Below are 25,724 nucleotides of genomic sequence, written 5' to 3' on the forward strand. Positions count from 1 at the left end.
TCGATTCGTGCGTATTGGTCAAATGAATTTTGCGAATTCAGCGCTTATTCCGCGCGAGGCAGATCGTTACTCTGCCGCCATTGAATTCCCAACCTTCCGAGATTTCTCATGAAAAAAGTCCTGTTGCTCAATGGCGGCAAAAAGTTCGCCCACTCCGACGGCCGCTACAACACCACCCTGCATGAAGCCGCGCTGAGCGTGCTGGATCGCGGCGGCTTGGACGTAAAAGCCACCTTCATCGACGAGGGTTACGACGTCGCCGAAGAGGTCGCCAAATTCCTCTGGGCCGACGTGATCATTTATCAAATGCCCGGCTGGTGGATGGGCGCGCCGTGGACCGTGAAGAAGTACATCGACGAAGTTTTCACCGAAGGTCACGGCAGCCTCTACGCCAGCGACGGCCGCACCCGTTCCGATGCCTCGCAAAAGTACGGCAGCGGTGGATTGGTGCACGGCAAGCAATACATGTTGTCGCTGACCTGGAATGCGCCTCAGCAAGCCTTCGACGACCCGACCGATTTCTTCGAAGGCAAGGGCGTGGACGCGGTGTACTTCCCGTTTCACAAGGCCAACGAATTTCTCGGCATGAGTGGTTTGCCGACCTTCCTGGCGGTCGATGTGATGAAACGCCCGAGTATCGAGGGTGACGTGGAGCGCTATGAACAGCATTTGACCGAGGTGTTTGGCCTCAAGGCTTAAGGCTCGACTACTATCGATTGCTGACCATGCACGAACCTGTGGCGAGGGCGCTTTTGTGGCGAGGGGGCTTGCCCCCGTTCGGCGGCGAAGCCGTCGTCAAACCAGTCGACGCGGACTGCATGAGCCACCGCGTTGGCTGGTTTTGGGTCCGCTTCGCGCACCAACGGGGGCAAGCCCCCTCGCCACAAGGGATTTCCTCTGTACAGTAGAGCGGTGCTGAATATCGATAAGGGACACACGTGAAAGCCAGATCCGATGAGTTGCAGATTTTCGTCTGCGTAATTGAATGCGGGTCGATTTCCGCTGCGGCCGAACAGGTCGGGCAAACGCCTTCGGCGGTCAGTCGCACGCTGTCGCGGCTGGAGGCCAAGCTCGATACCACGCTGATCAACCGCACCACGCGGCGCATGGACCTGACGGAGGAGGGGAAGTATTTCTTCGAACATGCCAAGCTGATTCTCGATCAGATGGACGAACTCGAAGAACGCCTGACCTCACGCCAGCAAACCCCGTCCGGGCGTCTGCGGATCAACGCTGCGTCGCCGTTCATGCTGCACGCCATCGTGCCGTACATCGACGAGTTCCGTCGCCTCTACCCCGACATCCAGCTTGAACTCAACAGCAACGACCTGATCATCGACTTGCTCGAACAAAGCACCGACATCGCCATCCGCATCGGCACACTGGTCGATTCGACGTTGCACGCGCGCTCGCTGGGTTGCAGCCCGCTGCACATCGTCGCCAGCCCCGCGTACCTTGAGCAACACGGCACGCCGACGGCGGTTGCGGACCTGACCGGGCATGCGTTACTGGGCTTTACCCAGAACGAGGGCCTCAACCAGTGGCCGCTGCGCTACGTACACGGTGATCGCTGGCCGATTCAGGCGTCGATCAGCGCCTCCAGCGGCGAGACGATCCGGCACCTGGCGCTGGAAGGCCAAGGCATTGCCTGTCTGTCGCACTTCATGACGATCGACGATATTCGAGCGGGTCGATTACAGGTGCTGCTGGCGGATTTCAACAGCGGTTATCGCCAGCCGATCAACGCGGTGTACTACCGCAACTCGCAACTGGCCCTGCGCATTCAGTGCTTCCTGGACTTCATCCAGGGCAAGTTGGCCGCGTATGCGAATGCGGACTTCACAGGCTGATTCGTGACTCCTGCGCAAGAGTGATTTGGGTCAGCGGGTCTGTTTCACCACGGGACGGTCCTCGATACTCAATACATCACTTATTCACGCAGGGAGTTTCTCCATGAACGTATTCATTACCGGCGCCGCTGGTTTTATCGGCGGCTCCATCGCCACCGGTCTCGTCCGGGCGGGCCATCAGGTCACCGGCCTGGTTCGCAACGCCGAACAGGCCACTGAACTGAGCGCAATCGGCATCACCCCAGTGGTCGGCACTCTTGACGACAGCGCGCTACTGGCCGAACAGGCCCGCGCGGCCGATGCCGTGATCAACGCCGCCAGCAGCGACCATCGCGGCGCGGTGGAAGCCTTGCTCGACGCCTTGCGCGGCTCCCACAAAGTGTTCTTGCACACCAGCGGTTCGAGCATCGTCGGCGATGCATCGGGCGGCAAATCCAGCGACGTCATCTACTTCGAAGACAACCTGCCGGAACCGACCGTCGACAAGGCCGCCCGGGTGGCCATCGACAACCTGATCCTCGCCGCGGCGAAAGACGGCGTGAACTCGGCCGTGATCTGCAACACCCTGATTTACGGCCACAGCCTGGGCGTCAATCGCGACAGCGTGCAATTGCCACGCTTGCTGAAACAGGCGCGTAAAAGCGGCGTGGTTCGCCATGTCGGCACGGGTCAGAACATCTGGTCCAACGTGCACATCGAAGACGTGGTGTCCCTGTATCTGCTGGCGCTGACCAAAAACGTACCGGGCACGTTCTACTTCGTCGAAAGCGGTGAGGCGTCCTTCATCGACATGACCACGGCCATGGCTGAAGCTCTGAAACTGGGCAACGCGCAAGACTGGCCGTTGAAAGACGCCGAAGCCGAATGGGGCTATGAAATGGCCAACTATGGTTTGGGTTCCAACAGCCGGGTTCGCGGCAAGCAAGCGCGTGAACTGCTGGGCTGGGTGCCGAAGCGGACGTCGGTGGTTGAGTGGATTCGGGACGAGATGGTGTGAGTTCGCGTTAGACCGCGTCATCGTTCTTCGCGGGCAAGCCCGCTCCCACAGGTTCTGTGTTGTTCGCCAATTTCGTGAACGACACAATACCTGTGGGAGCGGGCTTGCCCGCGATTGCGTTTTCAGCTGCGCCGCAACTGGCTGGGCCGTGCTCAATTCCGTACCATCCGCTCCCTCTCTCCCTGTCGTGTTTAATCCTCCATGAAACCCAAACGTCTGCGCGCCGATGTCCTGGCCGGACTCACCACTTCTTTCGCCCTGCTCCCCGAATGCATTGCCTTTGCGCTGGTGGCCCACCTCAATCCGCTGATGGGGCTTTATGGCGCGTTCATCATTTGCACCCTGACCGCGCTCTTCGGCGGGCGGCCGGGGATGGTGTCCGGTGCGGCGGGTTCGATGGCGGTGGTGATCGTCGCGCTGGTGGTGCAGCACGGCGTGCAGTATCTGCTCGCCACCGTGTTGCTCGGTGGCCTGATCATGCTGGCGTTCGGGCTGCTGAGGCTGGGCAAACTGGTGCGGATGGTGCCGCACCCGGTGATGCTCGGTTTCGTCAACGGCCTGGCAATCATCATTGCGCTGGCGCAACTCGAACACTTCAAGGATGGCGAGAACTGGCTCAGCGGCACGCCGTTGTACCTGATGACCGGGTTGGTGGTGTTGACGATGGCGATCGTTTACCTGCTGCCGCGCCTGACGCGTGCGGTGCCGCCGGCTCTGGTGGCGATCCTGAGTGTCGGGCTGGCGGTTTACCTGCTCGGTCTGCCGACGCGCACCTTGGGCGACATGGCGCACATCGCCGGCGGCTTGCCGACGTTCGCACTGCCAGACATTCCCTGGAGCCTGGAGATCCTGCGCATCATCGCTCCCTACGCGATCTTGATGGCGCTGGTCGGCCTGCTGGAAACCTTGCTGACCCTGAACCTCACCGACGAGATCACCGAGAGCCGTGGTTTTCCGGATCGCGAATGCGTGGCGTTGGGCGCGGCCAACATGGTCTCCGGCGTATTTGGCGGCATGGGCGGTTGCGCGATGATTGGTCAGACAGTGATCAACCTCAGTTCCGGTGGTCGTGGCCGGCTGTCCGGGGTGGTGGCCGGGGTGCTGATTCTGCTGTTCATTCTGTTTCTGTCGCCGCTGATCGAACGCATCCCCTTGGCCGCGCTGGTCGGTGTGATGTTTGTGGTGTCGCAGCAGACGTTCGCCTGGGCTTCATTGCGGGTGGTGAACAAGGTGCCGCTGAACGATGTATTGGTGATCGTCGCGGTCACGGTCATCACGGTGTTCACCGATCTGGCCACCGCCGTGCTGTGCGGGATCATCATCGCGGCGCTCAACTTTGCCTGGCAGCAGGCCCGCGAACTGTATGCCGACGCCCATGTCGAGGCTGATGGCAGCAAGTTGTACCACCTGCATGGCACGCTGTTCTTTGCCTCGACCACGCCGTTTCTCAATCAATTCGATCCCGCCAACGACCCGCCTGTGGTGACGATCGATTGTCGCCATCTGAGCTTTGTCGACTATTCGGCCATCGCGGCGCTGAAGACTTTGCGCGAGCGCTACGCCAAGGCCGGCAAGCATTTGCGCGTGCTGCATTTGTCCGAGCGCTGCAAGAAACTGCTCAAACGCGCTCGCGTGAATCACGACTGAATGTCCTCCCGCCGATCGTTCCCATGCAGAGCGCGGGAACGATCATCAACGCAGGCTCGATGTAAATGCGCCTGCCTGATTTTCATATCCACCGACCTCGCATGCCTCTGCGCGACATCCCTTATCTCTGCACGAAAATAACTTTCACCTCGTTTGAAAATTACGCATCGAAATGATTTAAGAGTTTCACAATCCATTCGACGTGACCCTTTCGAGGAGTACCGCATGACCCTGTCCTTCGGCTATTGGCTGCTGGTGTATGCCGCCATTGCCATCATTGCCCTGATCATTCTGATCGCCCGTTACCGACTCAATCCGTTCATTGTCATCACTCTCGTTTCCATCGGCCTCGCGCTGCTGGCGGGCATGCCGCCGTCTGGCGTAGTCGGCGCTTACGAAGCGGGGGTCGGCAAGACCCTGGGGCATATCGCGCTGGTGGTGGCGCTGGGCACCATGCTCGGCAAGATGATGGCCGAGTCCGGCGGCGCCGAGCAGGTGGCGCGGACCTTGATCGACCGGTTCGGCGAGAAGAACGCGCACTGGGCGATGGTCTGCATCGCTTTTCTGGTCGGGCTGCCGCTGTTCTTCGAGGTCGGTTTTGTGTTGCTGGTGCCGATTGCCTTCACCGTTGCGCGGCGCGTTGGCGTGTCGATCTTGATGGTCGGTTTGCCGATGGTCGCCGGCCTCTCGGTGGTGCATGCGCTGGTGCCGCCGCACCCGGCGGCGATGCTCGCGGTGCAGGTGTATGGGGCGTCGGTGGGGCAGACCTTGCTCTACGCGATTCTGATCGGCATACCGACGGCGATCATCGCCGGTCCGCTGTACGCCAAATTCATTGTGCCGCGCATTCAACTGCCGGCGGAAAACCCGCTGGAACGGCAGTTCCTCGACCGCGAACCGCGCGACAGCCTGCCGGGGTTCGGCATCACCATGGCGACCATTCTGTTGCCGGTGGTCTTGATGCTGATCGGTGGCTGGGCCAACCTGATTTCCACGCCAGGCAGCGGCTTCAACCAGTTCCTGCTGTTCATCGGCAACTCGGTGATTGCGCTGCTGCTGGCAACTTTGCTGAGCTTCTGGACCCTCGGCATCGCCCAGGGCTTCAACCGCGAATCGATCCTCAAGTTCACCAACGAATGCCTGGCGCCGACGGCCAGCATCACCTTGCTGGTGGGCGCCGGCGGTGGCTTGAACCGGATTCTGGTGGACGCCGGGGTGACCAACCAGATCGTCAGCCTGGCCGACGAATTTCACCTGTCGCCGCTGATCATGGGTTGGCTGTTTGCGGCGTTGATGAGGATCGCCACCGGCTCCGCCACCGTGGCCATGACCACCGCTTCGGGCATCGTCGCGCCGGTGGCCATTGGTCTGGGTTATCCGCATCCGGAGTTGCTGGTGCTGGCGACCGGCGCCGGGTCGGTTATCTTTTCCCACGTCAACGACGGCGGCTTCTGGTTGATCAAGGAATACTTCAACATGACCGTTGCCCAGACCTTCAAGACCTGGACCGTGCTCGAAACCATCATTTCGGTGGTGGCTTTCGCGCTGACCGTGGGTCTTTCCTACCTGATCTAACCGGAGCCGCCTGCCATGGACATCCTCTACCAGATCCGCGCCCGCCAGGATTCTTTCAGCGCCGGTGAAGGACGCATCGCGCGGTTGATGCTCGACGACGTCGGATTTGCCTCCGCCGCCAGCCTCGATGAGCTGGCGCAGAGGGCGGAAGTCAGCACTGCCACGTTGTCTCGCTTTGCCCGTACGGTGGGCTGTCGCGACTTGCGCGATCTGCGTCTGCAACTGGCCCAGGCCAGCGGCGTCGGCAGCCGTTTTCTCGACCCGGCGGGGACACCGGATCAGTCGGCGTTCTACGGGCAGATCGTCGGCGACATCGAGTCGACCCTGCGTCAGCACCTGTCGGCGTTCGACGAGTCGCGTTTCGCCGATGCGGTGAAACTGCTGGGCCAGGCGCGGATGATTCATGCGTTCGGCCTGGGCGGTTGCTCGACTTTGTGCAGCGATGAACTGCAAGTGCGGCTGGTGCGATTCGGCTATCCGATTGCGGCGTGCCACGACCCGGTGATGATGCGCGTCACCGCCGCCAGCCTCGATGCCGAACGCGCGGTCATTGCCTGCTCGCTGACCGGCATCACCCCCGAGCTCATCGAAGCCGTCGAACTGGCCCGCAACTACGGTGCACGGATTATCGCCATCACCCGCGCCGATTCGCCGCTGGCGCAATTGGCCGATGTGCTGCTGCCGCTGCAAGGCGTCGAGACCTCGTTCATCTACAAACCCACGGCGGCGCGCTACGGCATGCTGTTGGCCATCGACGTGCTTGCCACCGAGCTGGCGCTGGCCAATCCTGAAGACAATCAAGAACGTCTACGGCGGATCAAACTCGCCCTCGACGATTACCGCGGCGGCGACGATCACTTGCCGCTGGGAGACTGACATGATGTACGACACGCTGATTCGCAACGCCCAGATCATCGACGGCAGCAACCGCCCGGGTTACTCCGCCGATGTAGCGATTCTGAATGGCCGCATCGCGCGCATCGGCGACTTGCACGAGGCCTCCGCCCACGAAGAAATCGACGCCGCCGGCCGCGTGCTGGCGCCCGGTTTTATCGACGTGCACACCCACGACGACACGGTGGTGATCCGCCAGCCGCAGATGCTGCCCAAGCTCAGCCAGGGCGTGACCACGGTGATTGTCGGCAACTGCGGGATCAGCGCGTCACCGGTGAGTTTGCGTGGCGATCCGCCCGATCCGATGAACCTGCTCGGCACTTCGGCAGCCTTTGTCTATCCGACGTTCAGTGATTACCGCGCAGCGGTCGAAGCGGCGAACACCACGCTGAATGTCGCCGCGCTGGTGGGCCATACCGCGCTGCGTAGCAATCATCTCGACGACCTGTTTCGCACCGCCACGGCGGATGAAATCAGCGCGATGCGCGAGCAACTGCGTGAAAGTCTTGAGGCCGGCGCCTTGGGTTTATCCACCGGTCTGGCCTACGCCAGTGCGTTCTCGGCATCCACCGATGAAGTGATGCAACTGACTGAAGAACTGACGGCATTCGGCGCGGTGTACACCACTCATTTGCGCAGCGAATTCGAACCGGTGCTGGAGGCCATGGACGAGGCATTCCAGATCGGCCGGCATGCGAAATCCCCGGTGATCATTTCCCATCTCAAATGCGCGGGGGCCGGCAACTGGGGGCGTAGTCCGCAACTGCTGGCCTCGCTTGAGGAAGCGGCAAAAACTCATCCAGTGGGCTGCGATTGTTATCCCTATGCGGCGAGTTCTTCGACCCTGGACCTCAAGCAAGTCACCGATGCCCATCGCATCACCATCACCTGGTCCACGCCGCACCCGGAGCTGGGCGGCCGCGACCTGATGGACATCGCCGCCGAATGGAACGTGCCTCTGCTCGAAGCTGCCCGCCGCCTGCAACCGGCCGGTGCGGTGTACTACGGAATGGACGAGGCCGATGTACGAAGAATCCTCGCTCATCCATTGTCGATGGTGGGGTCTGACGGATTGCCGGAAGACCCGTTCCCGCATCCGCGCTTGTGGGGCGCTTTCCCACGGGTGCTTGGGCATTTCAGTCGCGACGTCGGCCTGTTTCCGCTGCACACCGCCGTACACAAAATGACCGGACTGTCGGCGGCGCGCTTTGGCTTGAGGGAACGGGGTGAGATTCGTGAAGGCCATTGGGCGGACCTGGTGTTGTTCGATCCGCTGACCATTCGCGACGTGGCGGACTTCAGTGACCCGCAACGGGCAGCCGAGGGGATTGACGGGGTATGGGTCAACGGCGTGTTGAGTTACAGCGAGGGTCAGGCGAACGGGAAACGGGAAGGGCGGTTTCTGGCGCGGGAAGGGGATTTGCGTGACGGGTTTCAGTAAAGATTCCGAGGAGTCCGTCACAGTAGTGGCACATTGCAATTAAAGAAAACCATCACCAAGCCGAAGCGCTGACATCCAGCCCAACTACAATGGGTGTCTTTTCAGTCAGGGAGCAACCCAATGAGTTTCGGCAAAACCACCCCGATCCTGCGGATTTTCGACGAGACCAAGGCATTGGAGTTCTACGTCGACTTCCTGGGGTTCACAGTCGACTGGCAGCATCGCTTCGAGCCGAATTTCCCGCTGTACCTGCAAATCTCCCGTGGCGAATGCGTGCTGCACCTGTCCGAACACCATGGCGACAGCACGCCGGGTTCGGCCCTGCGGATCGAGACCGACGAACTCGAGGTGTTCCAGCAGCAACTGCTGGCCAAGGAATACAAGTTTTCGCATCCACAGATCCAGGCCATGCCCTGGGGTAGCCAGGACATGACCATCAGTGATCCGTTCGGCAACCGGCTGGTGTTTACCAACGCGATCTGCCTGTAAAACAGCAGCGGCTTACGGGTTGGCGGCGGGTTGGTAGTGGGTTCTGGATGACCGCATCGATTGCACATGCGCGGCGTAGTCAATGGGCTCCAAACGGCCGGTGGGGATGTTGATGTCCCTCGGGATCAAGGCGTTGCAGTTCATGCAGGTGGGGAAGTCGGTGGCTTGCCGGGGATCGGAAACGCCCTTGAGCCGTTGAGCCATCACAAATATGGTTTCAGGCCGGGCGCTTGCACTCAATGGACTGTGGAGCAACGCGTTCCTGCTCCGCACTTCTGCATGACGCCCGGGGGTGCCTGACTGAATGGGGAATACATGTCCGGCATGACCCAAATGGTCGCTGATGTCCCTGGCCAGCGCCGGGTGGAGCGATACGTCATTGCTATTGGTGTAATCGCGTTCGACTTGAGCCATGTAGGCCTCTGGTCGGGTGATTTCAAAGATGCCCAAGTCCCCCGGCTCGCTTGATGAGGGGAAGGGATTGCGATGGATGGTGACCCCGGGATAGGGCCGGTCCCCCAGCTGTTCAGGGAAGTTGAAATGTTCCCAGGACGAAAAGCTTCCGTCTGCCGTTGTGACCGCCGCGTGTGCGGTGTACTCGTTGAGTTTCTTTTTCGTATAGGCCTTGAACGCGGGGTGCGTGGCTTCGACCCCGGCGATTTCCTTGGATGTCAGGGGATTCGTCCGCTTGGGAAATTGAGCTTTCAGCGCGGCCAGTTTCTCGTCCTTTGCTTCTGCCAATAGCCTTGGGGCGTCTGTCATCGAAACGGTTTTCAGGGAAAACCGGTCGTAGTAGTCGAGCACTATGGGGACGTTGACCAGATCATCGCGCACCAGCCCATGCGAATCGGCAAATCGCACCGGGTTGTTTCCGACCATGCAATACAGGTTCAACCCGTCAGCCGTGCCCGCCGGGTCCGGGCTGATCCATCGTTGCAACCAGGGCGCGTAATACCGCTGGCCGTAGTAATACAGCCCGCTGGCGTCACGCTCCTTGCCTGAGTAACGGATGGTTCGGTATTTCGCTTCCTGCACGTTACGCGCCGCTCTCCACGCCGTGCCGCCAAAGGGGTAATAACCTTCCTCGCTGATCAACTGGCCTTCGGCATCCAGCTCAATTGTGTTGGAACCCAAGTGATCATCGAAACTGAAGCGCAACGCGTTGTTGGTGATGGCTGAAGGGGGGGCGACGCTCCAGTGCAGGCACCGAACGTTGCAGTTTCCTGCCTGAACAGTGATGACCTCGAGCTTTTCCGACGTGCTTTCCCGGATCTCCAGACCGGGTAAATACAAGACGTCGCGGCAACGGGTGAGTGCGTGGGCCTTTTGGGTTTGCCGTTTGCGCACGCGCTGGCCGCTGCCGTCGTAGAGGTAACTTTCCGTATCCGCCTCCTGCGCCGCGCGCTCCACCAGGGCCACGCTTTGCAATTGGTTGCGCGCGTTCCACAGCAACGGTTGCCAGGTTTGCAGGGCTTGCAGATTGCCGTTGGCATCGAAGCCGGTTGCAAAGTCGGGTGGTGGATCACCTGTTTTCCATGACAACCCACGATTGCTGTCGGGGGCGATGCGCAGCTCGCGGGTGTAGTTGTTGCCTTCGCGCTGATGCTGCAATTTGGTCAGGTTGGCGCGTTCATCATAGGTGTAATGCTGAGTGAAATTGAGCAGTCGGCTGCGGTCCGTCGGGGTTGATAACCATTCGGGAAGCGCCGTGCGGATGCTGGCTGCCTGTTCTTCCCGGCCCGTCGCTTTGACCAGTTGATACAGGCTGTCGTAGGCATAAGTGCTGCTCGGCCTTACGCGTTGATTGGCGGTGTGTTGCTCGGGTTTGCTGTGGTCTTCGACACTCAACACATTGCCGACCGCGTCGTAGGCGTACTGCAGTTTCTGAAGAACCTGGGTGTTTGCGCGCGAAATGCTCCGCTGGAGCATGCGGCCGTTTTCAGGCGCGTAAACCGCCGCGCTGGTGATCTTGCCTCCCAGCACCTGCGATTCGATCTGACCCTGTGCGTTATAGCGGACTTGATCGAGAATCAGCCTCTGTTGAGTCGTGCCGCTGAGTTGCAGGGTGACGTTGCCCAGCTGACCGACGACATCGAACCCGAAGCGTTGCGTATGCCCTTTGGCGTCTGTTTGCTCGAGGAGTTCGCCGGTCGGCGCGTAGCGCCAAGTGGTGGTATGGCCGGCGCCGCTTTCGAGCAGACCCTTGCGCTCATCGAGATCTTGCGGCCAATGCGCGGCGTGCTGATCGTTCAACAGATGGCGCGTTTGGCCGAGCAGTTTTTCCGTCAGGTCATACCCGGAAAAAAACACGCTGCCTGCCGGATCATCGTGGCGAATCAGCCGTCCACACCGGTTGTTTTTCGCATCGTCGGTTGAGCAGGCGGCATAGGTAAAACGCTCGATGACCCGACGGGATTGTCCGGCGGACTCTTCGTGGATCGCCAGTGGGCGGAGCTGGTTGTCATAGTCGGTTTGCCAATGGCTACCGCGCGAGTCCCACGTGTCCAGCGCCTGGCCGGCCTCGCCCAAAAACGTCAGGCGCCGACCAGCATCGAGGCTGTCGACCAGCAGCGTGGCCCCCGACAGGCTGCTGACTTGCCTTGAGTCTGCGGTGCTCAAGCCGACCGGGGCTGCCGGGGAGTAGTGCTCAACGGTCTGGCCGCTGATGTCATGCCGATAACGGGTGACACGGGCTTCTGGCGTGGTGATCGATTCATTGCACAAATAGCGGACTTCGCGCAGCGCAAGTCCACGGCCGTCGACGACGTTCAGGGTCGGGGTGTGGCGATGAATATTGACGCTCATTGGGCACCTTCTTGAGCCGGCAGGTCAGGCTGGGTGTCGTTTTCGTCTTCGGTGATGGAGTACCAGGGGTGCCAGGCGTGACGGCGTTCGTCACCCTTGGCATTGATGACGCGAATGAGTCGACCCAAGGGGTCATGGAAATACTGATCGCAGAGACCCGATTTACGCAGGGACTCATCGTTGATGTAGCGATGCCGGTCACTGAAGTACGGCCGATAGGTACGCGCCACCAGGCCTTTGTTGTCGTATTCGATGCGCTCGCTGACACGCCAGCGAAGGTTGACTTGGTGTTCCTGCGGTTTGTCGTCTGCCCACTTCAATGTGCCGTCTTCGTTGACCGCTAAAGCTGTTCCTTGCCCGGCTTTCTGTTTGCTTTGCAACGACCGGCCAAAGCCATCCCGACTAGCGACAACGATGCGGATTTGCGTGTTTTCAGAGTCGTCGGGGTATCGATCCGCCTGCAATGTGGCGCAGTGAACCGGTTCACGCTGTGCGCTGTCGATCTTCGTCTGGAGTGCTTGTTCATAAGGTGTTTTTTTGATGCCGCGACGGGCCAGACGCGCACGGGTACTCGAACGGATATGCCCACCGGGCAGCAGATCACCTTTGGCGACGGCCGCTTCGCACTCATCCCGTTCCTGCTGGGTTGAGAGTGCAATCTGTCCCATCCAGCTGAACGCATCATAGAAATAAGTGCTGGCGACTTGCTGTAAGGCCTGCTCCGGGTTTTCGATAGCGAGGTCAGGCCGGCCTTGAGAGCGGCGGATATAACTTGAGAGCGGCGCGAACCCGATGCTGCCATCGGCGTTGCTTTTGAAATGGCTGATGGCGTGAACCTGTCCGAACGCATCGAGCGACGCTTCCTGAACCACGTCGTTTGAGTCGGTGATCTGAGTGGGTTGGAGCAGTCGGTAGTCAATATTGGAGGCTGTGGTCGTGCAGTTGTCCGGCAGCTTGAGGCCAGTGGTCAGGCAGAAATAAGGGTCATGGGTAAAGGTGGTTGGCCCCTGTTGCGAGCTCTGTTTAAAACTCAGTGATTTGAAAAAACCCTCCAGTTTTTTATACGTCACGAAGTCGCGTCGTACCGACCACAGTTTGTCCTGCTTATCCCTTTCCGCGTCGCCGGGTAAGGCGATGGGCATTTTTTTGTAGCCTGCGAGTTCCAGGCGTCGAGTCAAATCAAAGGACGCATCCTGCGATTTGAGTAAGTCGTAAACGTCCAACGCCAACTCATTGAGTTCGGCCGTTTCTGAGTGATCGACCAACGCTTCGACACTGGCCTGCCCATCCGCAAAGGGACCGCTGGCATCAGGTTTTCTATAACGCTGTAAAGACAGGCCGGTCATGACCTGCCGGGCTTTCCATGCTGGCGAAGCGCTCAGGATCAGCAGTGCCTCATGGTTGATGGTAGAAGGCGACAGGCCTTCGGCCACCGGTGCTTTCGGTCGTTTCAACGCATTTGTCCGTTGCAGGTAAGGCAGGCCCAGCCGCCTTTTCTGCGGGGTGTTGATGTGAATGAATTGGGCTTTATGTTCGGTCACGTAATAGAACTGCTGGGCCTCGTCATGGGCATCGCCCCACCATTTTTTGTTCCAGGAATCGGTGAAGGGACAGGCATCGTCCGCTGTTGTGCGCCGGGCATAGCTGATCTCCAGATGGTGAGTCAGGTAACCGTAGGCGTCCCAGTTCAGATTGACCGTGTGGGTACAGCGCGGGTCTTGCGGGAAACGCTCGTACTGATAGTGAATCGACTCCGCCAGCACCGGGTGCAGGATCGAATAAGGGCTGTGCCTGCCCATGCCCTTGAGTTCGTTGACCTTGTAGCGATGGTGTTGCACCGAATACGGAAGCTTTGATAGGGCGCCCTGATCCTGGCCATAAACTTCCACCCGCAAGACACGTCCGTTCAGGGCCCGGGCGATTTCGCGCCGACGGGCTCTGGATGAGGTGTTGGCCGGAACATGCTGGTCGCTGCGTGGTGTCCAGCTTTCGCCCAGGTTCTGCAGGGTTTCTTTGAGCTGCACTGCTTTTTCGTCGCTGTAATCTCGATCATGGATAACGAGATCAACTTCGTTGCCGACGTGGAACCAGGTTTTGGTCAGTGTCGGTGCGGTCTGCCGATTGCTCTCTTTATCACCACCCATGTCGGTTTGCACGATCAGGCCGAAGCCCCGGAATTCGCGTTCGGTTCCATCGTAGAAACCGCGCCGGTACTTGAATTTCTGGATCAATCGATTCCCGGTGATTTCGTCGAGCCGAGTCTGCTGCTTGACCAGAAACAGCGGAAACGGCAAGCGTGAAACCGCCGATTTTTTGTTTTTGAGAACCTGCTTTTTTTCGTCCAGCCACTCTTGTGCAGAACTGCGATAGTTGAGGCTGCCGCCGGCGCCCATGTTGTTGTTGGTCGATTGCAGCAAATAGGGTTTGGTGCTGACGAAATCGCATCGCCAATGCCGTGGCGTTTCCCCGGGGGCGCTAAAAACCAGGCTGGAACAGCCGAGTCCTTGCAGGTCGGTGGCGCTGACCTGGCAGAAACGGTCGTAGCGCAGCCCCGTGGGCCATGGCACGTCGATCGCCGGGCTCAGGCCATTGCCGCACAGATTCATGAAAATGCGCGCGCAGTGGGGTTCCAGATAAATAAAGTCTGCGCTTCCAGAGCCGTCCAGATCGGCCAGCAGAAGACGTGATGCGTCGAATGCTTCCAATGAGAGTTCTGGTGTGTCGATCACCCGACCTTTGCCGAAGCGTCCGCGACCGAGGTTGGGCCAGCATTTCACTTCATTACGGCGGATACGGACCAGTTGCTGTTGCCCGCTACCCAGAAGGTCGCTGAAGGCCACCAGTTCACTGGATGAGTTGCCGGGCAGTGGCAGGTCATCCTCATCAGCCGCGCGATCGACTTCGGTTGCGCTAGCGAAGCCCGCACCCTTCTGATTGGCGTACAGACGAACACTGCGCGGGCCAAGCATCACCAGGTCGTTGAGCCCGGCGCCCATCAGATTGGCCAGTTGCCCATGAGGATGGAAGAACTCGGTCGGAACGGCGTCAAGCGGGGTGAAATTCGACCAGGTGCCGTTGGGTTTCAGCGTGAAGAAACCACTGAGCCCCGGTTGTGCCAGGATCCAGTCCGGGCGACCGTTTGCATTGAGGTTGCCGAGGCACTGTCGGGTGGGTTGGCGGCTGTCGGCTGACGGGATTTGCGGCAGCTCGCTCAACGCCTTGTACGTGACTCGATCTCCGCCGTTGTCATCGCGCACCGGTTGGCTATACCGCCAGCTTTTGTCGGTACGGTGCAGCACGCCGGGCAGTCCTTCGCCCAGTAGGTCGACGAACTGGAAGCGCTGTTGATGATTGAGCCCGGACAGCGCCTCGAACGGTTTGAAGCGCTCAACGCCAGGTTCTAGCGAGAAGTCGGTGTAGCTGAATTCGAGGGGCGGATGGCGTTCATCGGTGCTTTTGCCGTAAGCCTGGTCCAGTGCTGCGCTCAGGCAGCTATAGGAATGGGGGCGGGTCTGATACTCGATCACGGTGCGGCGAACCAGCACCGGTTCGGACCCCATGGAGGGTTCATCGGGGAAGTGATGAAACATCAGGATCTGTTGGCATAAACGTCGGGTGCTCAGCTCAAACCCATAGGAGAAATCCGAAAACGGATCGCTACGGACCGGCGATGTTTTTGTTGCCTGATACGCCGGTTTTTCATCCAGTACGGTGCTTCGTTCGCCGTAGTCGAAAAGCAACTCGAAGTGCCAACGTACATCCTTGAGTCCGCCGACTATGCATAGGTACAACTGAGCCTCAGCTTCAAAATTGCCGTAGCTCACTCGCTCAAGGTAACGCTGGGCAGGGCTGTCGGCTGGTTCCGGCGTCGAGGCCGGGTCGGTGTTGTACTCATACACAATATGCTCGCCATGAGGGTTCACGCTTTCTTCAAGCAACCACTCGCCCACATGCGTGGGGGCGTCGGGATCCGCACGGCGTGCCGATGGCGTTTTACCAAACAGATGCTGGCTGCCGTCAGCGTTATGTATCAACCAGAAACCCGGATCGTCTTTTGCGCTGGACCAATGCTCGATCAGATTGAAAGCGGATTCGATACGGGGGCGATAGCGCACGATCGTGTGCTCCACCTGCTGTGTGCCATCGCTGCAAAGCTTTTGACGGGTTTGGATTGCGCCGGTGGTCCGGTTCCGCTCAGGCATAAGGACCTCGCCGTCGGGGCTGATGAATAAATCATCACGGGTATAGGCCGGAACACCCAGCTGAGTGCGTCGTGAGACGAGCGGCAGCGTGAGTTTCCACCCGAGGCCGAAAACCCCGTTGCCTTGAGCACTGCTGTAGCGCAGGGCAAGGGCCGGGGCGTATCCGCGACCGAATGAAACGGGTAGCGGAATCTCGCAGGAAGCGGTCCCGCTGGAGCCGATAGCGCCCAGACCGTTGCCGATGCCTTGGATCGCTCCCCCGCCCTTGGGCAAGGCCGGAGGAGTGACAGGGAGGGCGGCGTGTTCGCTCATTGCGCACCTCCATGTGCCACGGCCGTGTACTGCACGTGCACGATGATATCGGTCAGGGATTCGAGCATGCTTTTCTGAGCGGAATGATTGGGGAATGACAGCCGCCACTTGGATATCGCGCCGGTGTATTCAAAAGGCAGGTAGCGTTCGTCCTGAAAATTCAAGGTGAACAGACCGCTGTCGTCGATGCCCGTCGACAGGGCAACTTGCTGATTGGCCCGCAGGCTTTTCATCACCGTCTTCTCGGCACCGGGCATGACCACTTCGCTGTCGGTCTGGGTCAGCGTGGCGCGGATATCGTCATACGGGCCGAGGATGGCCGGCAGGGAAATGCTGATGCGCTTGATCCGGCGCAAGCAATGCCCCGGGTAGTCGTTTTCAAACAGGGTTGGTGTCAATTCAAACTCGCATGAGCCCGTCTCCAGCAGGATGGCCTTCATTCCTTTGATGAGCGTATTGTCGGCTGCAAGCGCACCGTTCCAGGGTTTGTTGATTGATTGCGCAGGCGGAACCATGATGGTTTCCTTCGCGTGGAGCTGGCTTAACGACACGGTCTTGCGAATTTCAAGCTCGCGCTCGTTACCCAGCAACCAGGCATTCTTCATCCTCATCAGGGCCAGCTTCATGCGCTCGCCAGGACCGAGCCCACGGTAGGTGCTGTTCCAGCTCTGGTTCTGGAAGAACGGTTGGGTGGTGACGTCGGCCGTCTCGTAACGCCAACTCCGCTCGGTGAACTGGCACAGGGAGAAAGTCGAGTCATACACCTGGTAGTAGAAGCTGGAGAGTTGGTGGGTGAACCACTGGTACAACTGTGAGTTGGTGAAGCGCTGGCTAAGAAAATCGTAGGAGGCCCGGGCTTGAGCCAGAGACGTCTGAGTCTGTTGCAACAACAGGCGTGAAGCCGTCTCTCGTTCAATCTCCACGGCAAGCTGCGCATCAATCTGGGCGATTTCGAGTGTTGCCTGGTCGCGGGCGAGGGTCCAATCCTGATGGCGGCGTCGATACTGTGCGGCACGTTCCAGGGCTTCACCCGCGCCATAGGCTGCGGTTGCAACCCCTTGTTGCATGGCCATCATGGCGAGCGCGCCGCCCTCCAGACGAGACCCACCGGTCGCCAGGCCAAATATGTTGGGAACCACTTTCAAGCCCTGACCGCCAGCATGAGCCAAATGGGCGCCTGCCTCAGCGATACGCCCCTCCAGATGGAACGCGGCGGCCGTCACTTCTTCCAGATTGACGACCTCATTGACCCGCTGACTGTAGTAATCACGGCGGTTTTCGACGATGGCTTTACTGGCCAGTAACGCTTCCCGGGTTTTCTGATCGATCTTCAGGGCCTGGGTCTGCAAGTCGACCGCCACGGTAGCGATATCCCAGATGTGCTGTTGCTGAAGTTCCTGGTAGCTGGCTTGTTCGCTGCGTTCGATGAACGACATCAGCGTTTCGCCGAACTGAATCACGGTGTCTACCGCACTCATGGCGTGGGCATGCAGGGCACTGAAACGGTAAGGCGGGATCTCGGTGCCCAGACGCTGGGCCAGGCCAGGCTCCGCAGCGCGAGAAGGATTGGCGCCGAGCTGTTTACTCGCAGCAGCGGGAGCCGCGAAGAGCGCAAGCCTCAGGGGGCGACCCACAATGTCGAGGTTATGCCGCAGGTTGTGCAGGCGGCTTTCGAGCTTTTCCCAGCGTGGCAGCAACACGGGGTTGAAGGGCAAACGTGAATGCGGTGCGTCGATCGCGTGGGCAGAATGTGAGTGGACGTAAGGGCGAACACACGCTTGAGGCGCCAACTTAGGGTCAGTCGGTACATGCTTGCCGTCTTCACCCAGTTTTTTCTCGAACGCACGCAGTTTTGCATTGGGCTCCTCGCTGAATGCTTTCAACGTCAGTGTTGCCCACAGATCGGTTTGCCTGATATCCGGTCGCGGGCCCAACAAATCCTGGGCGCGCAGATACCAGAGCTTCGCGTCAGTCAGGCTGTCGGGAGTCAACTGGCGGTAAGCGGTGTCGCCGCGATTGAGCAGAATATCGAGGTAGAGCATGTACAGGGCTTTGCGAAAGTGCACGGGATGACTCAGTGCAATCTGGTGCGGATCCTGTGGTCCCTGGAGGGCGTAGCTGGGTTGGCCGGGCTTGGGTGTGCCGGTGATCAGTGGCACCGCGTTCCAGTAGTCATGATCGCCGCCACCGACGGCTTTTCGGGCGGGATTGAACAGGTACTGCAACCAGCGTTCAGCTTCGCCGTACTGGCGCTCCTGGTTAAAACGGTGTGCCACCAGCCAGGGCAGGTAGAGGAACAACTCGACGAAGTAGCGACCGTAGGCGCCGTAGAAGTCCAGTTGCTCAGACGATTTGCCGCTCTCGAAGGGAGGCTCTTTCAGGTGCTGGGAGGACCAGCTCAGCAAGGTGTCCATGCTGTCTTCTGCGCGCTCGATCAGGTGCCTGGCGAAGGTGATGTTCATTCGGATGGGTTGGCGAGGCGGGGCTTTCTGGACCTCGCTGTTTTTTATTTCGGACTTTGAAAAGTCGATGAATTCTGTTGTACCTAAAGCTTTGTCCAGACGGGATTCGATACTGGGAGCTGTCGGTGAACCTGATAGGTAACTGAACTGAAGCATTTTTCCCTTGGAATAAGGCCAACACTCGAAAAACTTGATCAGGGTGCTGTCTTGCTCGATGTCCAATTTACTGCGTGGAATGACTTTTGACGTGATCAAGGCATCCTTATCGATAACGACCGACATGCAGAAATCAACAAATGGAAGACTCAAATTCTCGCGTTCAAACTCACCGAGATGTAACGCAATGCAGAGTGAGGAAGACGATTGATCGATGGCGGTAACGGTTCGTGTGTACTCTTTCAGTCTCTCCAGGTTCATGCCTTCAATCGAGTCGTCCGAACAGTAACCCTCCACACACGTCTGCGGCGTACTCCAGCTCCCGTCATATTTTTTGAAACACATATTCAGGCGAAACAAGGGGAAAGTTTTGTTCTTGTTATCTTCTTTGCTCGCCTGATCCTGATAGATGCATTCAGCCCAGATCACATACAAGCGCTTGTTGAACATGACCGGGCGAATGGTGTGTTCAATGGCGCTGTCTGAAACCGGCAGATTGATGCAGTGCCAGTCGGACCACGCTTGCGGTTCCGGAGCATCATATCTGGCAGTCCGGGAGCCGGGCACGAAGGGGCGACAGGCCATGTCCAGCGAACGCCAATACCACGTGTTGGCAGCACGGGATTTGGCAATGAAGTAATAAGTACTGTTGGTGAAATCGCTGCCATCGATGTAGCCGTTGATGATTTGCAGGTTGGCCACTTCTTCCAGCCTGGTCAGATAAGCCAGCACCGCCGTTTGCACGGACTCGGCCGTGAGCTGGTTGCGGTTGAGGTCATTTTCCAGTTGCTCGAAGCTTGCGGTTCGGGTCTTGCGCAACGTCGGATCAAGGTAGGCCGCCGGGAAATAGTAAAGACGCTGATTGGCCGCCCACGCCTGGTAGTGATGCATGACGGTGCGCCAGGTGTCGACTTGCTCAGTTGGAATCTGCGCGGTGTGATAACCCGGCTCCATGTTGGCCAGAATGCTGTTGATGTATTGCTGAAGGCTGGCAATGGCACAGGCCACCGGGCTGGTCGGTACGTCCTGGCTGACCAGTACATCGAGCAACCAATAGTGGTAAAGGTCATCGGCCGTCTTGAGATGATTTTCGATCTTCAAGGCTTTCAGCGTCTGGTCTTGCGGAACAATCGCAGCCAGATAAAGCCCCAGCTGCGCATCCCGCAGGCTTTCGTTAAGTTGTTTTTCAATAGCAACAGACATGTTCGTTCCTTGAGCATGTATTGGGTTTAGTGACTGGCCGCCATGATGGCTTCACCGACTGTCTTCCATTGGGCTGGCGAGCTGTTGTTGTCGAGTGCCGCAGCACCGAGCAGCGCGGTCGTGCCAAGCCCGGTGGCTTTGCAGGCGCTGTGACAGCGCATGACCCAATCGATGTCCTTTATTGTCTGGGCCTTCTTGAACTGCCACTGCGAGGTGAGCACCGTGACTTCAACCGTTGTCCAGTTCAGTAACTGGGCCAGGCGTTCGTTGACCACGTCTGCCTCGCGATCATAGAAATTGGCGAATTCGAGATAGCTCAACAGGTTTTCTTCCGGCTGCTGATACGTGCTCATGAAGTGGTTGAAGCGATCGAACAGGTACAAGGTTTTGAACGACAACCTGAGCTGACCATCCGGTGTGTCCAGCCAGCGGGCAGTGCTCAGCAGTGCCCGCAATGCCTTGTTGCTCAACTGCAACCGGACAGCCGCTTCGGTGTGGCGCAGAAGTGGATGCAATGTGCGCGCAAGCTGATGCGAGTCTTTTGAGTCCAGGGCTGCGGTGAGAATCTGATGGACTGAGGTGTTCGCCCATATCACCACGTCTTTGGCGCAGTTCATGGGCAGGAGGAAAGTTTCCTGCAGAAACGCTTCGATCAGATGCTGCTGACGATCATGGGCCAGCAAGAGAAGCTTCTTGAGTTTCTGTTTGCACTCGTCTTTGAGCTTCCGGTTGTTTTCGGGATCCTCGTCCAGTTTGAGGGTGGCGTCATCGACTACTTGATTCAGTGCGGCGGTCAACTTCCGCGGTACATCGTCTTTGATCGTGGGGGCGAAATTTTTGACCAGCCCTTTGTCATCAAGCAGGGTTCTGGCCAGCTTCTCCCGCCAATCAACCTGTCTCGGCAGTGCCAGCGCCGCCCACTCTTGTGCGGTGACCGCGCGCTCGGGTGTGTCGGCCCTGAGTTTGGTGAGGTACTGCTGCAAATCCCCCAACGGATAATCGGTGCTGGATTGCAATTCAAGGACACGTTGCAACATGGGGATGTCGTAGGCGGACTCTTTGATCCAGCCGGTTATCCAGTCCAGTTGCATCAGGAGGTCCAGGAAGTTGAATGCAGATACTCCCTGAGGGGCTTCATGACTCAGGGCGATTTCATCTATGTCACCAGACCAAGAGCCCATCGAAGTCAGGAACTTTTCAGATTGAAATGATTGCAATGTCAGACTGGAAGTTTGCCGGAGGGTAAGTTTATCGAAACCAGCGCCATTCCATTTGATGTTCTGGCCCTCCATTGAAATGACACACGTCGAGCCAATGGTTGGAATCTGGTCGATGTAGATCCATGGCTCATCCATTTCGTCTGGCTCTTTGGTAAATCTCAGATCAAGTCTTTTGTCGGACGCGGCTTCGGCGAACCATGATGTATTAGTCTGCAGGCTCGAGCCGGCAAGCAAGGTGGCTTCGCCCGGGCCATCTCGTTCGGGAAGCTGAAAATGTGCGACAAACTCGAAATACTGATCTCTCTTTTGGCCCCTTATCCGAAGTATCCGTCTGCCGGTGTCACCGGTTGCCAGGCACCTGGAAATGCTTTCCCCTCCCAACAAGTTCGCCAACGTCGAACTTTCGCTGATCGACACGCCGAACATTCGAGCGATGCGTGCCTGGCGATAAATGGATGACAGCGTGCGCAAATCACACTTCAGTGAACCCAGGTGTTTCTGCGTGTTTTTGACGACCAGCAACAGCGACTCATCTGTCAGAGGCAAGCCAAGGCTGATGCTCAAGTGTTGGAGAATGGTGTGAGAGGCGGGGTCCGAATTGTCCGCCTGAAAGGCGCGGCCATCGAGCTTCAGCGGTGTGTCGAAAACCCGGGACTGATTGAACACCTTGTCGAGCAGGGCGGTGTTATCACCGTTCGCGCAGGGGGTTAGCTGGTGCAGCAAGGCGGCGAACTCTTCAGCCGTGATCGAGTACTTGCGATTCAGGTAACCATAAACACCGAGGGCCTGGATGGCATGGCAGTCAAGTTGCATCTGGGCATTGCGTGGCCGTTTCGATTCAAATGCGCTGCACAGCAGGCTGTCCAGATCAGTGAAAGGCATGTCGAGCCAACGCTGGAGACGAATCATGCGATGCAGGCGTTCTAGCTGGTCCTCGGTCGCATTGGTGATTTCCGCCGGGCTTTTCTCTATGCCCAGTGACATGCTTTTTTCAGTGGTCGCGAGCGGACCGTTTACGTAACGGGCGCCATAGGGCTGAGAGTAGGGCGCCGACAATAAGTAATGCGCAGAGGTGTGGGGTGCGTGTTTGCCTTGCGCCAGCAATGCCTCCAGTTGCTCGGCTTTAAGTTCGGTTCGCTCTAGGAAGGATTGTATTTTTTTCAGGTCGGAAACTGATGCCGTGCCGTAGATCTTTTCCCAGTAATTGTCTTTTTGCGTGCGCTGTTCTTCGAGGGGGAGTCTGGCGAGCGCCGCGTCTGCCAGGAGCTTTTGGGTCCATGGCAGTTCTGTCAGCAGCGCTTGCTGATTCGGGCTCAATCCGGACATCAGCCTCTGAGCCTGATCAGAGGAAGAGTTCTGCACCTTGCCAAATAGGAGTCCGTAGTTTTGCGTGAGCGGGAGGTATTCACTGACGAGGTAATTCAGTTCTCCGAGCATCGGTTTGTTCGCGCCCAATCCCAGCAGGCACTGATGATGGAAAAACTCGTAAGGAAGGGCAAAGGGGTAATACCGCTGCGCCAGAACGTCATAGGTCGATTTGTCTTTGTCGTCGGTGGTTTTCAGTGCGTCCTGAATATTCTGGTCCAGGATCGCATTGACGATGCCGAGCATCGGTTGCGCGGTGAAGGTGCTTTGCTGATCAATCGACAGATCAGCGAGATCCGGTCGGCGTTTTCCCAGCGTGATCCGGTTGGCTTTTTCTTTCGCTGATGACGACGCGCTGGATTCCAGTTGCAAGGCAAACCGGTACAACGCTCGAAGGTAGGCGACCGGTGAATCGATGGCGGCGATCGAATCGTTCTTGCAAGCGTCGTCCCAGTTTTCTTTGAACAGATGGGTGTAGGTAGGGCCCTGTTTTTCGACGGCGCGAATGCCTAACGGATGCCACTGGTCCTGCGCCGTTCCGTCCGACGTCCGCTGTTCCCGGTAAAGGTGGCTGATCTGGGCGGCGTAACATTTGGCGTCTTTGTAAAGCGCCCCGGTGTCGATGCTGGCTCCGTGCGTTTTGAGGCTCTCGTCACCATTGATCGCGGTGTCCAGACGACCCTTGAATGCCGCTTTGGTCATCACGGTGATGTCGAACACCGAGGTGATTGCCGGTGCTGCCTTGAGTAGCTCCGCCCATTCTTTTGATTTGCCGTCCGGGGCGTAGGCCTCGATCAACGTATCGAGCAGGGATTTTTTTGTGTTATCGGCAGGTGTGCTGACGACGGAATTATCGACCATGTCGATGAGCCTCCAATGAGTGGAGATGTCGACATTACGTCTTAGGAGGCGGGGACGCTGTCAGCTCTTCCGTTCAGAGAAGGCTGGAAGTTTCGTCGCTGGGCAACGGAAGAGGGGCCGGAAGGCCGTAGGATTTTGAAGGGAGGTAATGGAATTGGCCGATAAACCCCTGACCCGCCAGAAAGGCACTGGAGGGTCAGGATCGCGGCATTACACCCTGAAATGACTCACCATCATCTGCAACTGATTCCCCAACCGCGCCAGTTCAACACTGGACGCCGCGGTTTCGTCGCTGGCGGCGGCGGTCTGTTCCGACACGTCGCGCACGTTGATGATGCTGCGGCTGATTTCTTCGGCCACGGCGCTTTGTTGCTCGGCAGCGGCAGCGATCTGCTGGTTCATCGACTGGATGTTGGACACCGTGCGGGTGATGTTTTCCAGCGACACGCCAGCCTTGCGGGTCAGGGCGACGCTGCTGTCGGTCAGGGCGCGGCTGTTGTTCATCACGTTCGACACTTGTTGAGTGCCATTCTGCAGGCCGGCCACCAGGCCTTCGATTTCTTCGGTGGATTTCTGTGTGCGCTGGGCCAGGCCACGCACTTCGTCGGCGACCACGGCAAAACCACGACCGGCTTCACCGGCACGCGCGGCTTCGATCGCGGCGTTGAGGGCCAGCAGGTTGGTCTGTTCGGCGACAGCCTTGATCACGTCCATGACGCTGCCGATCTTGTCGCTTTCCTGTTGCAACACGCTCATGGCTTCGGTGGAACGCGCCACTTCGCTGGCCAGACGTTCGATCTGGGCGATGGCTTCGTTGACCACTTTGTCGCCTTCGCGGGCTTCGCCGTCAGCGGCGGCTGCGGCCTGGGAGGCTTCTTCGGCGTTGCGCGCGACTTCCTGCACGGTGGCGGTCATCTCGTGCATGGCGGTGGCCACCTGATCGGTCTCGATCTTCTGGCTGTTGACGCCGGCGCTGGTTTGCTCGGTGACGGCCGACAACTCTTCAGCGGCGCTGGCGATCTGGGTGACGCCATCGCGGATGCCGCTGATCAAGTCGCGCAGGGTCACGCCCATGCGCGCGATGCCTTGCTGCAACACGCCGAGTTCGTCGCGGCGAGTCACTTTGACGTCCTGGGACAGGTCGCCGCTGGCGATGCGTTCAACCACGGCCAAGGTGTCGCGCAATGGGCCGGTGATCTGACGAGTGATGATCACGGCAGCAATGATGCCCACCAACAACGCCAGCAATGTGCTGATCAACTGCAGCGTGCGCGCCTGGGCGCTTTCGGCGTCACGGCGATCGAGCTGTATCTGATACAACTGATCGCTCAGGGTCACGATCGCGGCGCCCTGGTCGGTCATTTCCTTGCGGGCCTGCACGGCATCGGTGTTGGCGGCTTTATAGGCGGTCAACGCGCTGCGGTAATTGCCAAGTGCGGTTTCCAGCTGACGCAGGGCGTCTTGCTGGGTGTCGGCAAACTGCACGTTGAGTGGTTTCAGGCTGGCAATCGCTGAATCCAGTTGGACGACGGCTTTTTGCTCGGTCTCGGCATTGGTGGTGGCGGTGTAGCCGCGCACTTCGTAGCGGGCCAGGATGAAGGCTTCCTTGGCGGCGGTGACGGCCTGGAACTGTTCGAAACGCTGGTCGCTCAGGGGCATTTGCTGCACGCGGGTGCTGATGGCTTCGATCAGTGTGCTGGCCGTTTCAGCATTGACGCCCATGGCGTCGCGGGCGCTGTTACCGGTTCGGTAAGCGCTGCGCATTTTATTCAGCGACGTCTTATAGGCATCGATGTAGGTGCCTTGCTCTTTGAGCAGCTTGAGGTTTTCCGGGCTCTTGAACTTCGACAACAGCGATTGTTGCTGAGCGGAAAAGGCGTCAAGGGTGGTCTGTACGTTCTGGGCGGCGGTTTCATCGCCGTTGGTCAGCATGTATTGCAGGCGCACCACGCGAAGCTTGGTCAGGCCGGAGTTGAGCTGGGTGATGTCGCTCATCCAGTTGCTGCGGTCAATCAACCCGCCCAGGCTCGTCCAGCCAGTCAGGGCCAGTACGCAGGTCAGTGCCAGGACCAGGCCGAACCCCAGGCCCAGTTTCATGTTCACGCTGATGTTGCCGAACCAGCTATTCATCAAATTCCTCCAGGAACGTTGCGCTTTCGATCGTCGGTTGGCTGGAAGATTGTTGTTTTTAGGTGCCAGCAAGGGTAGGTAGCAGGTCTGTATCGGCAGCAATCGCGAGAGCTGA

13 protein-coding genes are annotated in these 25,724 nt (G+C 58.7%); 8 read left to right on the plus strand and 5 right to left on the minus strand.

Annotated elements, in window-relative coordinates:
• Positions 1–108: 108 nt before the first annotated feature.
• The 8 genes from ACIQV9_RS19330 (at position 109) to ACIQV9_RS19365 (ending at position 8,893) form a co-directional block, all read left to right on the plus strand.
• Positions 109–699, plus strand: a complete 591-nt coding sequence (locus tag ACIQV9_RS19330; RefSeq protein ID WP_403104549.1) for an NAD(P)H-dependent oxidoreductase — start codon at positions 109–111, stop codon at positions 697–699.
• Between the two features lie 239 nt (positions 700–938).
• The gene (locus ACIQV9_RS19335; protein WP_403104551.1) at positions 939–1,850 is read left to right on the plus strand and encodes a LysR substrate-binding domain-containing protein; all 912 of its coding nucleotides are present in this window, start codon (positions 939–941) and stop codon (positions 1,848–1,850) included.
• A 103-nt stretch (positions 1,851–1,953) separates the two neighbouring features.
• Positions 1,954–2,847 carry an NAD-dependent epimerase/dehydratase family protein gene (locus ACIQV9_RS19340; RefSeq protein ID WP_403104553.1) on the plus strand — a complete coding sequence of 298 codons (894 nt, stop codon included), beginning with the start codon at positions 1,954–1,956 and terminating at the stop codon, positions 2,845–2,847.
• 201 nt (positions 2,848–3,048) lie between these two features.
• Complete coding sequence (locus tag ACIQV9_RS19345; RefSeq protein ID WP_403104555.1) at positions 3,049–4,494, plus strand: SulP family inorganic anion transporter; 1,446 nt, start codon at positions 3,049–3,051, stop codon at positions 4,492–4,494.
• Between the two features lie 225 nt (positions 4,495–4,719).
• Positions 4,720–6,069, plus strand: coding sequence for a gluconate:H+ symporter (locus ACIQV9_RS19350; RefSeq protein ID WP_403104148.1), 1,350 nt, complete (start codon positions 4,720–4,722; stop codon positions 6,067–6,069).
• A 15-nt stretch (positions 6,070–6,084) separates the two neighbouring features.
• Positions 6,085–6,945: a MurR/RpiR family transcriptional regulator gene (locus tag ACIQV9_RS19355; RefSeq protein ID WP_403104557.1), complete on the plus strand. Its 861-nt coding sequence runs from the start codon at positions 6,085–6,087 to the stop codon at positions 6,943–6,945.
• A 1-nt stretch (position 6,946) separates the two neighbouring features.
• Positions 6,947–8,404 carry an amidohydrolase family protein gene (locus ACIQV9_RS19360; RefSeq protein ID WP_403104559.1) on the plus strand — a complete coding sequence of 486 codons (1,458 nt, stop codon included), beginning with the start codon at positions 6,947–6,949 and terminating at the stop codon, positions 8,402–8,404.
• A gap of 120 nt (positions 8,405–8,524) precedes the next feature.
• On the plus strand, positions 8,525–8,893 hold the full coding sequence (locus ACIQV9_RS19365; protein WP_403104561.1) for a glyoxalase superfamily protein: 369 nt from the start codon (positions 8,525–8,527) through the stop codon (positions 8,891–8,893).
• 12 nt (positions 8,894–8,905) lie between these two features.
• Here the strand turns inward: ACIQV9_RS19365 and ACIQV9_RS19370 are convergent, their stop codons facing one another.
• From ACIQV9_RS19370 to ACIQV9_RS19390, 5 genes are all read right to left on the minus strand, one after another.
• Positions 8,906–11,698 carry an RHS repeat-associated core domain-containing protein gene (locus ACIQV9_RS19370; RefSeq protein ID WP_403104563.1) on the minus strand — a complete coding sequence of 931 codons (2,793 nt, stop codon included), beginning with the start codon at positions 11,696–11,698 and terminating at the stop codon, positions 8,906–8,908.
• Complete coding sequence (locus ACIQV9_RS19375; protein ID WP_403104565.1) at positions 11,695–16,212, minus strand: SpvB/TcaC N-terminal domain-containing protein; 4,518 nt, start codon at positions 16,210–16,212, stop codon at positions 11,695–11,697. The genes ACIQV9_RS19370 and ACIQV9_RS19375 overlap by 4 nt, the downstream gene beginning before the upstream one ends.
• On the minus strand, positions 16,209–20,033 hold the full coding sequence (locus ACIQV9_RS19380) for a neuraminidase-like domain-containing protein (protein WP_403104567.1): 3,825 nt from the start codon (positions 20,031–20,033) through the stop codon (positions 16,209–16,211). Before ACIQV9_RS19380 ends, ACIQV9_RS19375 begins: the two co-directional genes overlap by 4 nt.
• A 26-nt stretch (positions 20,034–20,059) precedes the next feature.
• Complete coding sequence (locus ACIQV9_RS19385) at positions 20,060–23,479, minus strand: Tc toxin subunit A (protein ID WP_403104569.1); 3,420 nt, start codon at positions 23,477–23,479, stop codon at positions 20,060–20,062.
• A gap of 210 nt (positions 23,480–23,689) precedes the next feature.
• Positions 23,690–25,609, minus strand: coding sequence for a methyl-accepting chemotaxis protein (locus ACIQV9_RS19390; RefSeq protein ID WP_403104571.1), 1,920 nt, complete (start codon positions 25,607–25,609; stop codon positions 23,690–23,692).
• Between the last annotated feature and the right edge of the window lie 115 nt (positions 25,610–25,724).

The sequence above is a fragment of the Pseudomonas sp. NPDC099000 genome, assembly GCF_044759925.1.
Lineage (GTDB): Bacteria > Pseudomonadota > Gammaproteobacteria > Pseudomonadales > Pseudomonadaceae > Aquipseudomonas.

Bases quoted from the DNA above. Each gene is read 5' to 3' on its own strand.
- ACIQV9_RS19330 (WP_403104549.1), top strand. From the start codon at position 109: ATGAAAAAAGTCCTGTTGCTCAATGGCGGCAAAAAGTTCGCCCACTCC.
- ACIQV9_RS19340 (WP_403104553.1), top strand. From the start codon at position 1,954: ATGAACGTATTCATTACCGGCGCCGCTGGTTTTATCGGCGGCTCCATC.
- ACIQV9_RS19345 (WP_403104555.1), top strand. From the start codon at position 3,049: ATGAAACCCAAACGTCTGCGCGCCGATGTCCTGGCCGGACTCACCACT.
- ACIQV9_RS19350 (WP_403104148.1), top strand. From the start codon at position 4,720: ATGACCCTGTCCTTCGGCTATTGGCTGCTGGTGTATGCCGCCATTGCC.
- ACIQV9_RS19355 (WP_403104557.1), top strand. From the start codon at position 6,085: ATGGACATCCTCTACCAGATCCGCGCCCGCCAGGATTCTTTCAGCGCC.
- ACIQV9_RS19360 (WP_403104559.1), top strand. From the start codon at position 6,947: ATGATGTACGACACGCTGATTCGCAACGCCCAGATCATCGACGGCAGC.
- ACIQV9_RS19365 (WP_403104561.1), top strand. From the start codon at position 8,525: ATGAGTTTCGGCAAAACCACCCCGATCCTGCGGATTTTCGACGAGACC.
- ACIQV9_RS19370 (WP_403104563.1), bottom strand. From the start codon at position 11,698: ATGAGCGTCAATATTCATCGCCACACCCCGACCCTGAACGTCGTCGAC.
- ACIQV9_RS19375 (WP_403104565.1), bottom strand. From the start codon at position 16,212: ATGAGCGAACACGCCGCCCTCCCTGTCACTCCTCCGGCCTTGCCCAAG.
- ACIQV9_RS19380 (WP_403104567.1), bottom strand. From the start codon at position 20,033: ATGTCTGTTGCTATTGAAAAACAACTTAACGAAAGCCTGCGGGATGCG.
- ACIQV9_RS19385 (WP_403104569.1), bottom strand. From the start codon at position 23,479: ATGGTCGATAATTCCGTCGTCAGCACACCTGCCGATAACACAAAAAAA.
- ACIQV9_RS19390 (WP_403104571.1), bottom strand. From the start codon at position 25,609: ATGAATAGCTGGTTCGGCAACATCAGCGTGAACATGAAACTGGGCCTG.